The sequence below is a fragment of the Gordonia sp. PvP123 genome, from assembly GCF_040547295.1.
Lineage (GTDB): Bacteria > Actinomycetota > Actinomycetes > Mycobacteriales > Mycobacteriaceae > Gordonia > Gordonia terrae.
In genome coordinates, this window is record NZ_JBEPPN010000004.1 from 361,612 (window position 1) to 374,623 (window position 13,012).

Here is a 13,012-nt window from a genome sequence, read left to right on the forward strand (position 1 = left end):
ACGTCGGGGTGCCGTTCGGTCGGTATCCGCCCCGGTACCGAGCAAAGCTCGGCAATCGGACATGGACCGCCCGGTCGGGCGCAACTGTGACACGCTTCACATACGTTCGGAAACGTTGTGACACTTGCTCTTTGCCGACTCGACCAGGGCCGATTCCCGCCGAGGTGTTACATCTGCCCTCGTCGTGGCAACACTCGGGTTGTAGCCCATCCCGACCCGCACCAGAGGGGAGCAAGAACCGATGACCGTTTCCACCACCACCGTTCACCAGCAACTTCGCGCGATCCTCGCGCTGACCCACACCGAGATCCAGATCGCCGAGACCCGGCAGGCCCAGGCACGCACCGACGCCATCCGCAAGGAACTCGCACAGAATGCCGAGAACGCACGCGAGCGTGCCCTGACCATCGAGAACGCGCTGCGCGACCGCGGCGGCCTCGTCGATGTGGTCCGACCGGTCCTCGGCCGCTTCGGAGCCGTCGCCAAGACCCTGGCCGAGCAGGCCCAACCGCTGGACGAGGCCCTGCTCGACGACCTCGCGCTCGAACAACGACTCGTCGCACGCGCCACCTACCTGAAGGCATTGGCCACCGGCCAGGAGGACCAGGCACTCGTCGCGCTGGCCGATCAGCTCATCGACGCGCACACCGCCACTGTCCACTGGCTCACCACCGTGCTCGCCGAGGAGGCGCTGGGTGGCCCGGCTGCCCTGCGTCGCGGGCCCTCGCAGTGGGCCAGCGGCCTCGCCGCGCGCGCTCTCACCGCTCCCGCACTCGGCGCATCGTGGGCGATCGACCGGACCGCCGAATTCGCCCGCCAGCTGCCCGACCCGGTGGACTCGATCCGCAGCCGATTCGGGCGCGCCGTCGACGACGCATCGGAGACCGCGGCGCGGGCGACCGACGCCGTGAGCAACGCCGGCGCAGCCGTCTCCAAGACGGTCGCGGCGGGACGCGACGCGGCCCTCGAAGCCGTCGAGGACAGCGCCCGCGACAATGGCGCCGACGGTGCCGCCGACGCGCTCCACCAACTGCGCGAGATCACCGGAACCGTTGAGGCCGAGGACCTCCCGATCGAGGGATACGTCGACCTCAATGTCACCGACGCGGTCGCCGCGGTCAAAGAACTGACCAAGCCGGCCGACCTGCGGGTCACCCTCGCCTACGAGGAAGCACACAAGAACCGCCAACGCGTGGTCTCGGCGATCGAGATCCGATTCGCCGAACTCGCGAAGGACCTGGTCGGCATCGACAGCTGATCGCTCCGCACCGACCCGACGGCCGCCATCCATCTGATGGCGGCCGTCGTCGTGTGCGGACCGGAAAGGAATTTGGATCAGATCCAGAAAAACCGTGCGCGGTCGCGACGACGCCCCTATGGTGGGTCACGTGGCATCGACATCGGACTATGCCCAGCAACTCCGGGCCGCAGATCTTCGTGTCACCCAGCCGCGGGTGACGGTGATGCACGCCGTCGACGATCACCCACACGCCGACACGGACACGATCTACCACGCGGTGCGCGAAACCCTCCCCAAGGTCTCACGTCAGGCCGTCTACGATGTGCTGCACGCCCTGACCGAGCGCGGTCTCATCCGCCGAATCCAACCGTCGGGTTCGGTGTCGCGCTACGAGTTTCGTACCGGAGACAATCACCATCACGTCGTCTGCCGCGCCTGTGGCGCGATCGCCGACGTGGATTGCGCAGTCGGGGAAGCCCCATGCCTGACCCCATCCGAGGACCACGGTTTCGCGCTCGACGAGGCCGAGGTCATCTTCTGGGGACTCTGCCCCGAGTGCGTCAGCACGGCCCCGACCTGATCGCACCCTGTGATCATTCAGCCCATCAGCAGTTCCCCCTCGAAAGGAATGTCGTGACCTCCGACAGCCGCCCGCCCAATTCCGACGAGCAGACCCGTAGCAACAGCGAGAGCGAGAACCCGGTCATCTCGTCGCCCGAGCCGAAAGCTCATGCGCCGCTGACCAACAAGGACTGGTGGCCCGAGCAGATCGACCTCTCGATCCTGCACGCACACTCCTCGCTCTCCAACCCGCTCGGTGAGGATTTCGACTACTCGGCGGAGTTCGCGAAGCTCGATGTCGAGGCCCTCAAGGCCGATCTCGTCTCGCTCATGACCACCTCGCAGGACTGGTGGCCCGCCGATTACGGCCACTACGGCGGCCTGTTCATCCGCATGAGCTGGCACGCCGCCGGCACCTACCGCATCTTCGACGGCCGCGGTGGCGGTGGCCAGGGTGCGCAACGCTTCGCCCCGTTGAACAGCTGGCCGGACAACGCGAACCTCGACAAGGCACGCCGCCTGCTGTGGCCCATCAAGCAGAAGTACGGCACCAAGCTCTCGTGGGCCGACCTCCTCGTCTTCGCCGGCAACGTGGCGCTGGAATCCATGGGCTTCAAGACCTTTGGATTCGGTTTCGGCCGCGAGGACATCTGGGAGCCCGAGGAGGTCTTCTGGGGACCGGAGGATGCCTGGCTCGGTACCGACAAGCGGTACTCGGGTGAGCGGGAGCTCGCGAAGCCGCTCGGCGCCACCACGATGGGTCTCATCTACGTCAATCCCGAGGGCCCCGAGGGCAAGCCGGACCCGATCGCCGCAGCCGAGGACATCCGCGAGACGTTCAGTCGCATGGCGATGAACGACGAGGAGACCGCCGCCCTCATCATCGGCGGTCACAGCTTCGGCAAGACCCACGGAGCCGGCAACGCCGACCTCATCGGACCCGAGCCCGAAGGCGCACCCATCGAGCAGCAGGGACTGGGCTGGAAGTCGGGTTACGGCAAGGGGAAGGCCGAGGACACCATCACCAGTGGCCTCGAGGTCGTCTGGACCTCCACCCCCACCCAGTGGGGCAACGGCTTTCTCCAGAACCTCTACGGCTACGAGTGGGAGCTGACCAAGAGCCCCGCCGGCGCCTGGCAGTACGTGGCGAAAGACGGTGCGGGAGCAGGAACCATCCCCGATCCGTTCGGCGGACCCGGGCGCGCCCCGACGATGCTGGTCACCGACGTGGCACTGCGTGAGTCGCCGATCTACGCCGACATCACCCGCCGCTGGCTCGACCATCCCGAGGAGCTCGCCGAGGCCTTCGCGAAGGCCTGGTACAAGCTGCTCCACCGCGACATGGGACCGGTCAGCCGCTACCTCGGTCCGTGGGTTCCCGAGCCGCAGATCTGGCAGGACCCGGTGCCCGCCGTCGATCACGAACTGATCGACGACGCCGACATCGCCTCGCTCAAGAGCACTCTGCTCGACGCCCTCTCGCCGACGCAGCTGGTGAAGACCGCGTGGGCATCGGCTGCCAGCTTCCGCAGCACCGACAAGCGCGGTGGCGCCAACGGCGCACGCATCCGCCTGGAACCGCAGAAGAACTGGGAGATCAACGAGCCCGGCGAACTGGCCAAGGTGCTACCGGTCCTCGAGCAGGTCCAGAAGGACTTCAACGACTCGGCGTCGGGCGGCAAGAAGGTGTCGCTCGCCGACATCATCATCCTCGGCGGCGCGGCCGCGGTCGAAAAGGCCGCGGAGGCGGCCGGATTCCCGGTCACGGTGCCCTTCACCCCGGGTCGCACCGACGCGTCGCAGGAGAGCACCGACGTCGACTCGTTCGAGGTTCTCGAGCCACGCGCGGACGGCTTCCGCAACTACAGCAAGGGCGGCGAGAAGACACCGCTGGAGTCGCTGCTCCTCGATCGCGCGTACATGCTCGATCTGACCGCGCCCGAGCTGACCGCACTCGTCGGCGGTCTGCGCGTACTCGACGTCAATCACGGTGGCAGCAAGCACGGCGTGTTCACCGACCGCCCCGGCGTCCTGACGACGGACTTCTTCCGGAACATCGTCGACATGAACACGGAGTGGAAGAGCGGCTCCGACGAGAACGTCTACGAGGGAACCGATCGGGCCACCGGTGAGAAGAAGTGGACGGCAACGGCTTCCGACCTCGTCTTCGGTTCGCACTCTCAGTTGCGTGCCCTCTCGGAGGTCTACGCCCAGGACGACTCGGCGGAGCGATTCGTGAACGACTTCGTCAAGGCGTGGGTGAAGGTCTCGAACAACGATCGGTTCGATCTGGCCTGATCAGCCACGGCCGTCACGACACAGAACACCCCGCGGGCCCGTTGCCCGCGGGGTGTTCCGCATTCAGCAGCCCTTCAACTCGGCCGAGCTAGGTTCACGGTGTGGACACCATCAACGGGCTCCCCCTTCACCCACTCCTCGTGCACCTGGTCGTGGTCCTCGTTCCCCTGACCGCGCTGATGGCGATCGCAGGTGTGGTGTGGCCGGCCGCGCGTCGTCGGCTCGGCATCCTCACCCCGCTCGTCGCGCTGGGCACCCTCATCGCGGTCCCGCTGACCACCTCCGCGGGCGAATCGCTGGAGGAACAGGTGCCCGCGAGTGCGGCGGTCGAACGTCATGCAGGCCTCGGTGACCAGCTGATCTACTGGGTCGGACCTCTCTTCGCCCTGACCGTGCTGTGGTGGGCTGTGCACGACGACCGGTTGCTCACCGCCGTCCGCACGAGGGTGTCCAGAACGACGATCCCGACGAGCCGACCCGTCGCCATCGCTCTCGGCGCGCTGCTCGTCGTCGTGGCCGTGGTGTCGGTGATCATGGTGTACCGCATCGGCGAGAGCGGGGCACGCGCCGTCTGGACATGAGACGCGCGGGGTCGACGGGTTCGCGGGCTGCGACCCCAGCCGGTGATACTGGGACGCATGCGCGTGCTGGTGATCGAGGACGACCCGCGGGCCGCCGAGACCCTCCGCCGCACCCTGGCGGCCGAGGGCTGGACGGTCGACACGGCCGACAACGGGGTCGACGGCGTCGAATGCGCCTGCACTCGGACCTACGACGTGATCGTCAGCGACATCATGATGCCGCGCCTCAACGGGTACGAGGTCGTCCGCGAGCTCCGCGGGCGCGCCGTGTGGACGCCGGTCCTGATGCTCACCGCGAAGGACGGCGAATACGACGAGGCAGACGCCTTCGACCTCGGTGCCGACGACTATCTCGTCAAACCGTTCTCCTTCGTCGTGCTGTCGGCCCGCCTCCGGGCGCTGGTGAGACGCGGTGCGCCCGAGCGTCCCGCCGTGCTCCGTGCCGGTTCGCTCACCCTCGACCCCGCAACGCGGGAGGTCCGGCGCGGCGACACCCCGATCCGCCTCACCGCCCGTGAGTTCGCCGTGCTCGAGTTCCTGATGCGGCACAAGGGAACAGTCGTCAGCAAGGCCGAGATCCTGCAATCGGTGTGGGACGCGCACTACCGGGGCGACGACAACATCGTCGAGGTGTACGTCGGCTATCTGCGCCGGCGCATCGACACCCCGTTCGGCTGTCGAACCATCGAAACCGTCCGGGGCGCAGGCTATCTCCTCGCCGGTGACGGCGGGGGCCCGCTGTCGTGAGGTGTCGTGCGCGGTAGCGACAGCTCGATGGCGAACCCGTCGCCCCCGGTGTCGGCGACCGCGACCGTCCCGCCGTGCGCGTGCACGATCTCGGCCACTATCGACAGGCCGAGACCCGTCCCGCCGCCGCGTTCACGAGCTGTGTCCAGGCGGACGAACCGGTCGAAGATCCGATCCCGGTCCTCGTCAGGAACGCCGACACCGTCGTCGGCGACGGTCACCGCCACCCGCTCCGGTCCGACCGCCATCGTGACACTGACCGCGCCGTGGGCGTGCCGGGTCGCGTTGTCGCCGAGATTCCGCAACGCTCGCGCGAGTTGTCGCCGGTCGCCGGTCACCCGCACCGGGAGAACCGTGGCGTCGACGTCGAGTTCGGTCGTCAGGTCGAGCCGGGTCACCTCGTCGTTGACGATGTCGTCGAGATCCACGTCCTCGAACTCGGGGCGCAGCCCGTACTCATCGGCGCGCGCGAGCAGCAGCAGGTCGTCGATCAGGTCTCGAAGGCGGTATGCCTCGGGGAGCAGAAGCGTCGACACCGAATCGTCGTCGATGGGCTCGCCGGTCCGGTCGGCCAGCTCGAGCAGTCCGATGATGGTGACGAGCGGGCTCCGCAACTCGTGCGACGAATCACCGACGAAACGGAGCTGCTGGTCACGAGCGAATGCGAGCCGGTCCAGCATCTCGTTCATCGTCTCGGCGAGGGTCGCGATCTCATCTCCGGTGTCGGGGACGGGCACCCGACGGGCGACGCCCGCACGGGAGATGTCGGCGACTTCGGCGCGGATGGACTCGACCGGACGCAGCGCTCGCCGTAGCAGCTGATCGGTCGCGATGACGGCCGCCGCGAGAATGATCGGGAACACCACGCACAGCACGGCGAACACCGTCCACACGGTGGCGTGGATGCTGCCCTCCCCGGCTCCGACCACCACCGTGACGAGGTCACCGGACACCTCGGCACCCTGAACGGTCGCGCGATACTCGGTGTCGCTCCTGGAGAATGCGGCGTCGATCACGTGGCTCACACCGGCCCGGCCCGCGGGCGGGACGAGCGCCCGGTCCTGCTCGACACCGGGCGTGGCGGCCAGCACGTCGCCGTTGCGACCGACGATCTGGACGATGTCGACGGCCTCCGTCCGTTCCAGCAGCGACGGATCGAGTCCGGCGACGCCCGACCGCGACATCGCGTCGACGATCTCTCCGCTGCGTGCGGCGGTCGCGCCGTCGGCGGCGGTGTTCAACGAGTGATACAGGACGAACAGCACGATCGCGCCGGCGATCAGCAGTGCGGTGAACAGCATCGCCGCGCCGACGACCGTCAGTCGCATGCGAACGCTGGCCGCCCGGAATCGCCGTCGGCGGTCGGGCACCGCGGGTGTCACGCCCGGCGCACGCACGCGACGACCTCGGCGAGGACCTGCTCGACCCGGGATTCCGCGAGGGCGGAGGCCGCACCGGTCACCAGGACCTGCAGCTCCCCCTTCGCGGTCGGCGAGCCCTCGATCTGCAGCATCCATCGCGTGATCCGCGGTGGGAACACGTACAGATGACCACCCGCGCTCGGCCGGGTGATCGTCGGGACCCAGCCCAGGAGAACCGGAACCGGGAAGAGGCGACCGTCGACGACCGGGCGTCCCAGTGCGTCCAGCACGTCTTCCATCGGCCCCGTCGCCGCGCCGATGCACCGGCGGGTCCGCTCCACCGAGTCGCGCACATCCTCCCGGGCGTCGAGCGGCGTCATCGCGGAGATCACGAAGTCCCCCACGGTGTCCCCGGCACCCACCGGCCGCGTCGACGCCGCGGTGGCCGCCATCACCCGATCTTGTCCGGTCAGCCTCGCCAACGCCTCGGACACCGATCGACCGAACGCCTCGAACGACGTCATGCCCCGCTCGGACGCGTCGGTGTGGAATCGTGTGTGGACATGCGCGTCGACGAGGGCTCGACGGCGGATCGCCGCTGACCGTGTGCGCGAGACCGGGTTCACCCCGTCCAGCGTGAACGATTGCTCGGGCGGCAGGCCGAGCAACTTCTGCCACGACGCGCCGTCGACACCGCGGTCGGCGCGGGGTGCCGGCGGCGAGATGGAGTGCACGGCCGGGACATCGGCCCCCCGAGCGATCAGGTCCGCCTCCCGAGCCAGAGTTCCGAGCGACTGACCGTCGACCGCGATGTGATGGAACACCGCGACCGCGGCCTCCACATCGCCGTCGGCATCCGACAGGATGCGGACACTGAACGGCGGAGCCACCCGGACGTCGAGCGTCGCCGACATCTGCTCGGCCAGTGCACTCAGCCGCTCGCGTGTCGGGTTCGGATTCGACTCCGAAACCACCTGCACGGCACCATCGATCGCGGCGTCGGCGCCCCCCGCCAGCGCCCGCTGGACCGGCCCGGCGGGGGTGTCGGGGTAGATCGACCGCAGGGCAGGGTGCCGAACGGCCAACGTGCGGAGCAGTTCCCGCAGTTCGGCCGAGGTGGGTCGCCCGGTTTCAGGGGGAACCCATGCGACGCGGACGAGCTGCCCGTGCGGGTGCCCCGGCGCGCGTTCGACCGTCCGTTCCGCGGACGTGAGCGGCCGGTCGTCGTCGGACCCGGCCTCCCGCGGCGAAACGATGTCCGAGTACACCGGCGCGACCATCCGCCCGGCCAGTGTCTCCAGGTCGGGGGCGGTGAGTATGTCGTCGGGCCCGATCTCGGAATGCCCCGCCGCCGTGAGCGAGCCGACGACCCGCATGACCGCCAGGGAGTCACCGCCCTGCTCGAGGAAGCCGGCGAACAGGTCCACCGCGTCGGTGCCCAGCGCCTCACCCACGACCCGCACCAGGAGGGTCTCGTGCGAGCCGATGGGTTTACGCGCCGACCGGCGACCGGGGATCGGGTGGTCCGCCAGCTTTCCGACGTCGAGCTTGTTGTTGCCGGTACGGGGCAGCGCGTCGATGCCGACGACGAGCGCCGGGACCATGTACGACGGCAGCACACCGGCGACCGCGCGACGCAGCCCGGGTGCGTCGACGTCCGTTCCGGTTCCCTGCGGCACGACGAATGACACCAGCGCGGTACGGCCCGAGGGCAACTCACGCAGGATCGTCGCGGAACTGCGCACACCGGTGCATCGCCCCAGCGCGGCATCGATCTCGGCGAGTTCGATGCGCAATCCTCGCAGGGTCACCTGGCTGTCGCGCCGTCCGAGCACACGGACTTCACCGGCCTCGGTCCACTGGGCAAGGTCCCCGGTCCGGTACATGATCTCGTCGTCGGAGAACGCGCTCTTCGCGAAGACCTCGGCCGTCGACGCCGGGTCGTCGAGGTAGCCGTCGGCCAGTTGCGGACCCACACAGTGCAGGGTGCCGAGCGCACCGGGAGGCTGTGGCCGCCCCAGGCGATCCAGGACCGCCTCGCCGACCCCGACCATCGGCGGGCCCACCGTGATCGCCCCGCCCGGAGACAGCGGCGCGGAGATGTTGATGCTACATCGAGACTCGGTGGGTCCGTATGCGTTTCGCAGTCGGACGCGCCCTGCCCACCGGTCGACCAACCGCGGCGAGGGCGGTTCGCCGCCGATGATCACCTGCACCAGGTCGTCGCCGAGATCCACGGGCAGGGTGTCGAGGACCGACGGGGTGACGATGAGATGGGTGACGCGATGGCGTCGGATCAGGTGTGCGAGACCATCCCCGCCGGGAGTCGAGTTCGGCGCGACGACGACGGTCGCCCCACAGACGACCCCGCACAGCATCTCGACGATCCCCGTGTCGAAGGTCGGGGACGAGGCGTGCAGGATGCGTGACCCGGACGTGAGCGCATACGTCTGTCGGATCTCCGCGATCAGGGCGGGCAGGCCGCGGTGGGTCATGACCACGCCTTTGGGGGTTCCCGTCGACCCCGATGTGAACAACAGGTAGGCCGCGTCGTCGGGCCCGCAGTCCAGTCCCGGCCTCCGGTCGGCCTCCGGGGAATCGGGGTCGCTGTGCTCGAGATCCAGCCACCGGATCGAGCCCGGGCGTGGGGCGCCCGGCACGCACAACCCGACCTTGGCGCCCGAGCGATCGAGCAGATCACGCGTTCGCGCCTCCGGTGCGAACGGGTCGCCGATCGGCACCCATACGCCGCCCGCACACAGCACCGACCAGAACGCGACGACGGAGGCCGCCGACCTCTCGATGGACACCGCCACCCGGTCGCCCGCACCGACCCCGGCCTCCACGAGCAACCGGGTCCCGCGATCCACCCGGCGGGCGAACTCGCGCCGGGACACCGAGACCTCTCCGTCGATGATCGCGATGGCCTCGGGGTCCGACGTCCAGTGGTTCTCGAGGTGGCTCACGGTCGGCGTGAAGGGCGGCGTCGGCGGCCCGCTCACGCACCGGAACCGCTCCCATTCGCCGTCGACGAACACCGAGTCGTCGGGAATCGTCGGGCCGCCGTCCAGTTCGAGGAGGGTGGCGGTGAGATGTCGGTCGAAGCGTCGGGCGAGGGTGGCCAGCGCGTCGCTGTCGAAAACGGCAGCCGGGGCTTCCCAGGTCACCGCCTGACGCCCGTCCTGGTCCGCGGGGTGCAGGGTCACCGCGACGTCGGAGATCGGACCGGTCCGCATCACCTCCAGTCCCCAGTGCAGACCGTCGACGGCGGGCGGATCGAAACCCGGCAACAGGTTGACCACCGCGCCGAAGTCGTTGAGCTCCTTCCGGTTCCGCAGCATGTCCTCACGATGAAAACGCTGATGGCGCAGCGCGTCGACCAGGGCCGACGACACGTCGGCGAGGGCCTGACCTGCGCCCCGGTCGCCGATTCCGGCGAGGCGCAACGGCACGACGTTCGAGACGGGTTGCACCGCCCGTAGACGCGCCGCCGAGGTACGTGCCGCCACCGGAAGACTCAGACCCACGTCCGGGGTGTCGAGGAGCCGGGCGCACAGACCGGCGAACCCGGTGACGAACTCCGCCGATGACGCGGTGCGCGGACCGGTCAGGGTGTGGGTGACGCGCACGATCGACGACGTGAGGCGCGGGACGGTACCGGCGAGCCGAGAGGGTTCGAGGGCGTCGAGTCGTCGCGCCCAGTGTTCCTCGTCGACTCCTCGGCGTCGCGAGTCGCGATACCTCTCCTCTTCGGCCTCGAGTTCGAGGTCGTCGGCGAGGGGCATTTCATCCGGCCGCGCGGCACCCGCGTAGACGGCGGCGATGTGCGCCATCACCCGCAAGGCGCCGGCGCCGTCGGTGAGCACGTGATGAACACGCACGATCCACCGGTGGAAGTCGGGAGCGAGAACGTGCAGTTCACTGCGGAACAGCGGGAGTCCGAGGTCGGCGCCCGCGGGATCATCCAGGAAACGCTGCGCTCGCGACTCGCTCTCCGCTGCCGGGTCGGCACACGCGGACAGGTCCACGCACGCCACCGGGTCCAGTCCGGAGCCGGCGGGTTGCACGGGATGCGGATGACCGTCGGCCGGCGAACGGTCCGGACTCAGACGTACGTCGCACCAGCCGACGTGATCGAGCACCGCGCGGGCCGTGCGGTGGAGTTGTTCGGCATCGAGCGGGCCGGACAGGGTCAGGCCGAAGGCGACGACGTGCGAGACCTCGGGATGCAGCAGTTGCGACAGCCACAGGCCGCGGCGGGTGACGGTCATCGCGGATCGCCCCCTGGACATCGTCTGGTGGAGCCGTGCCCCGAGATCACGTCCCGACCGTAGGTCCGCCGAGTTGAACGGACGCTGAAACGCGAGGTCCGGCGGTCGACGGCGACCGCCGCCCGCGGTGCATCTCCCGCGGCGTCACGCCCCGAGCGCGCGGGCGAACATCGGCCAGGACTCATGCATCTGGTCCTCCCAGTACCCCCAGGAATGCGTACCGGTCGCCGGGAGCCGGACGACGGCCGGGATGCGGAGCGCGGCGAGACGATTAGCCATCGTCACCGTGCACGATCGTGCGGTCGCCTCCGCGAAACCGCCGGCGGCGACCTGCTCGGCGAGTTCCCCCACGTTGCCGGCAACTCGCCGGTCGGACAGGTTGTCATGCGCGCCGGGCAGGCCGGTCGCCGCGCTGATCCACAGGGCGGGGGTGCGGCGAGCGAGCTTGTAGGCGTTGATCACCGGGTCCTGCGCCGCCCACTGCGGATCGCCGGGCGGCCCGTACATGTTGCTGGCGTCGGCGAGTCCGGGCACGAACGCCACATTGCGCAGGAGCAGCTGTCCGGTGGGCGACGTGGTGTCGGCGCATCCCGAGTAGGAGCCCACCGCCCGGTAGAAGCCCGGGTGGTTCTCGGCGATCCGGAGCACCGCCGTACCTGCCATCGAGATCCCCGCGACGCCGCGCGAGCGCCCCGGACCAGATCGTCCCCCGTGCGCGTTCTCGAACGCCGCTGGCAATTCCGAGGTCAGGAAGGTCTCCCACCGCAGGGGCCGGGACGACTTCACGCCGAAGCGGAAGTTCGCGGCCGGATCGACGCGGCGCCAGTCGGCGTAGTAGCTCGCGGCACCGCCGATCGGGGTCACGGTCCACACGTTCTTGTTGGCGTAGAAGGAGTTGGCGTCGGTGGCGTGCGTCCAGTCGTCGTTGTCCTCGCCGCCCGTCGATCCGCTGAGCAGGTACATCACCGGTGCGGCCTGGTTCCGGTTGGCCGGCGTCTGCACCAGCGACGGGACCTGGGTCTGCATGGACCGCGACCACACCGACACCACCAGGTTCCGCGGCGACACCCAGGTCTCCCGGTACGGCGCGCCCGCGGTCGCCTTGGCGTAACGGACCCCGGCGAGGGTGTCCGCGGCCGCGGTACCGGCCGACGGCACCAGCAGCCCCGTCACACCGAGCACCGAGCAGAGGAAGGCAGCGCCGACGACGATCGCGACATGGGACAAGCGAGACATCCACGGCTCCCTGGGTTCGGGCCGGGTCATCGACCCGGCTCCGCCATCGTAGGCACATCGACCTGTACCCAGAACCGTTCGGGTCAATCGTCCAGAGCTGCCCCCAACGGAATCGGACGAATCGGTTATCCCCTCCGCCCGGTCGACGTACGGTCGGACGATGACACCTCTCCTGCGCACCGCCGTCGCGACGCTTGCCGCCGCGGCCGCTCTCCTGACGCCCCTCGCGATGTCGTCGACGGCGGCGAATGCCACGCCCTCGTCCGGGATCTCGGCGGTCAGCCTGGCCAAGGCGGACATCCCGGCGGATCTGCTGCCCTTCGTGCCCGACGGCGTGCACGTCGAGGTCCGCGAGATCACCATCGCTCCCGGCGGCACCACGGGCTGGCACTACCACGACGGCACGCTCATCGGCCTGGTCCGCCAGGGCACGCTCACCCATCCCGGCTCCGACTGCAAACCGGTCGTCTACCGGACCGGTGAGATCATCCAGGAGCCCGGGGGCAAGGCGAACACCCATGAGGGAACCAACCTCGGGACCACCCCGGTCGTCCTCGACGTCCTGTACCTCATGCCGCTGAACAAGCCGCTGTCCGAGGACGCTCCGGCTCCGCCGTGTGCGACGGCTTCGTCCTGACGTAACCGCTTCGGCTCCTCGTCCCGCCGCTCCCTGAGGTGCGAGGAGCGCTAGCGACGAGCCTCGAAGGGTCTCGCAGC

General features: G+C 69.3%; 9 protein-coding genes. 6 read left to right on the top strand and 3 right to left on the bottom strand.

Features of this window, described 5'->3' with window-relative positions:
* Positions 1-241: 241 nt before the first annotated feature.
* The 5 genes from ABIC25_RS09500 (at position 242) to ABIC25_RS09520 (ending at position 5,427) form a co-directional block, all read left to right on the top strand.
* Positions 242-1,258, top strand: coding sequence for a hypothetical protein (locus ABIC25_RS09500; RefSeq protein ID WP_004019143.1), 1,017 nt, complete (start codon positions 242-244; stop codon positions 1,256-1,258).
* 130 nt (positions 1,259-1,388) lie between these two features.
* The gene (locus ABIC25_RS09505) at positions 1,389-1,820 is read left to right on the top strand and encodes a Fur family transcriptional regulator (protein WP_174316841.1); all 432 of its coding nucleotides are present in this window, start codon (positions 1,389-1,391) and stop codon (positions 1,818-1,820) included.
* Between the two features lie 53 nt (positions 1,821-1,873).
* The gene (gene katG, locus ABIC25_RS09510; protein ID WP_354561143.1) at positions 1,874-4,099 is read left to right on the top strand and encodes a catalase/peroxidase HPI; all 2,226 of its coding nucleotides are present in this window, start codon (positions 1,874-1,876) and stop codon (positions 4,097-4,099) included.
* A gap of 101 nt (positions 4,100-4,200) precedes the next feature.
* A complete protein-coding gene (locus tag ABIC25_RS09515) occupies positions 4,201-4,680 on the top strand; it encodes a DUF2231 domain-containing protein (RefSeq protein WP_248643636.1) in 480 nt (159 codons plus the stop codon).
* Positions 4,681-4,737: 57 nt separating this feature from the next.
* Positions 4,738-5,427, top strand: coding sequence for a response regulator transcription factor (locus ABIC25_RS09520; protein WP_248643637.1), 690 nt, complete (start codon positions 4,738-4,740; stop codon positions 5,425-5,427).
* Here the strand turns inward: ABIC25_RS09520 and ABIC25_RS09525 are convergent.
* From ABIC25_RS09525 to ABIC25_RS09535, 3 genes are all read right to left on the bottom strand, one after another.
* Positions 5,388-6,824, bottom strand: a complete 1,437-nt coding sequence (locus tag ABIC25_RS09525; protein WP_354561146.1) for a sensor histidine kinase — start codon at positions 6,822-6,824, stop codon at positions 5,388-5,390. The genes ABIC25_RS09520 and ABIC25_RS09525 overlap by 40 nt on opposite strands.
* Entirely contained in the window at positions 6,806-11,059 is a 4,254-nt protein-coding gene (locus ABIC25_RS09530) for a non-ribosomal peptide synthetase (protein WP_354561147.1), read from the bottom strand. Before ABIC25_RS09530 ends, ABIC25_RS09525 begins: the two co-directional genes overlap by 19 nt.
* A 144-nt stretch (positions 11,060-11,203) precedes the next feature.
* On the bottom strand, positions 11,204-12,295 hold the full coding sequence (locus ABIC25_RS09535; RefSeq protein WP_354561149.1) for an alpha/beta hydrolase: 1,092 nt from the start codon (positions 12,293-12,295) through the stop codon (positions 11,204-11,206).
* Positions 12,296-12,455: 160 nt separating this feature from the next.
* On the opposite strand from ABIC25_RS09535, the gene ABIC25_RS09540 reads away from it, so the two are divergent.
* On the top strand, positions 12,456-12,932 hold the full coding sequence (locus tag ABIC25_RS09540; protein ID WP_354561151.1) for a cupin domain-containing protein: 477 nt from the start codon (positions 12,456-12,458) through the stop codon (positions 12,930-12,932).
* The last annotated feature ends 80 nt before the right edge of the window (positions 12,933-13,012 follow it).

What these genes read in the sequence shown, in the direction of transcription:
- ABIC25_RS09500 (WP_004019143.1), top strand. Translation starts at nt 242, where the DNA reads ATGACCGTTTCCACCACCACCGTTCACCAGCAACTTCGCGCGATCCTC.
- ABIC25_RS09520 (WP_248643637.1), top strand. Translation starts at nt 4,738, where the DNA reads ATGCGCGTGCTGGTGATCGAGGACGACCCGCGGGCCGCCGAGACCCTC.
- ABIC25_RS09530 (WP_354561147.1), bottom strand. Translation starts at nt 11,059, where the DNA reads ATGACCGTCACCCGCCGCGGCCTGTGGCTGTCGCAACTGCTGCATCCC.
- ABIC25_RS09535 (WP_354561149.1), bottom strand. Translation starts at nt 12,295, where the DNA reads ATGTCTCGCTTGTCCCATGTCGCGATCGTCGTCGGCGCTGCCTTCCTC.
- ABIC25_RS09540 (WP_354561151.1), top strand. Translation starts at nt 12,456, where the DNA reads ATGACACCTCTCCTGCGCACCGCCGTCGCGACGCTTGCCGCCGCGGCC.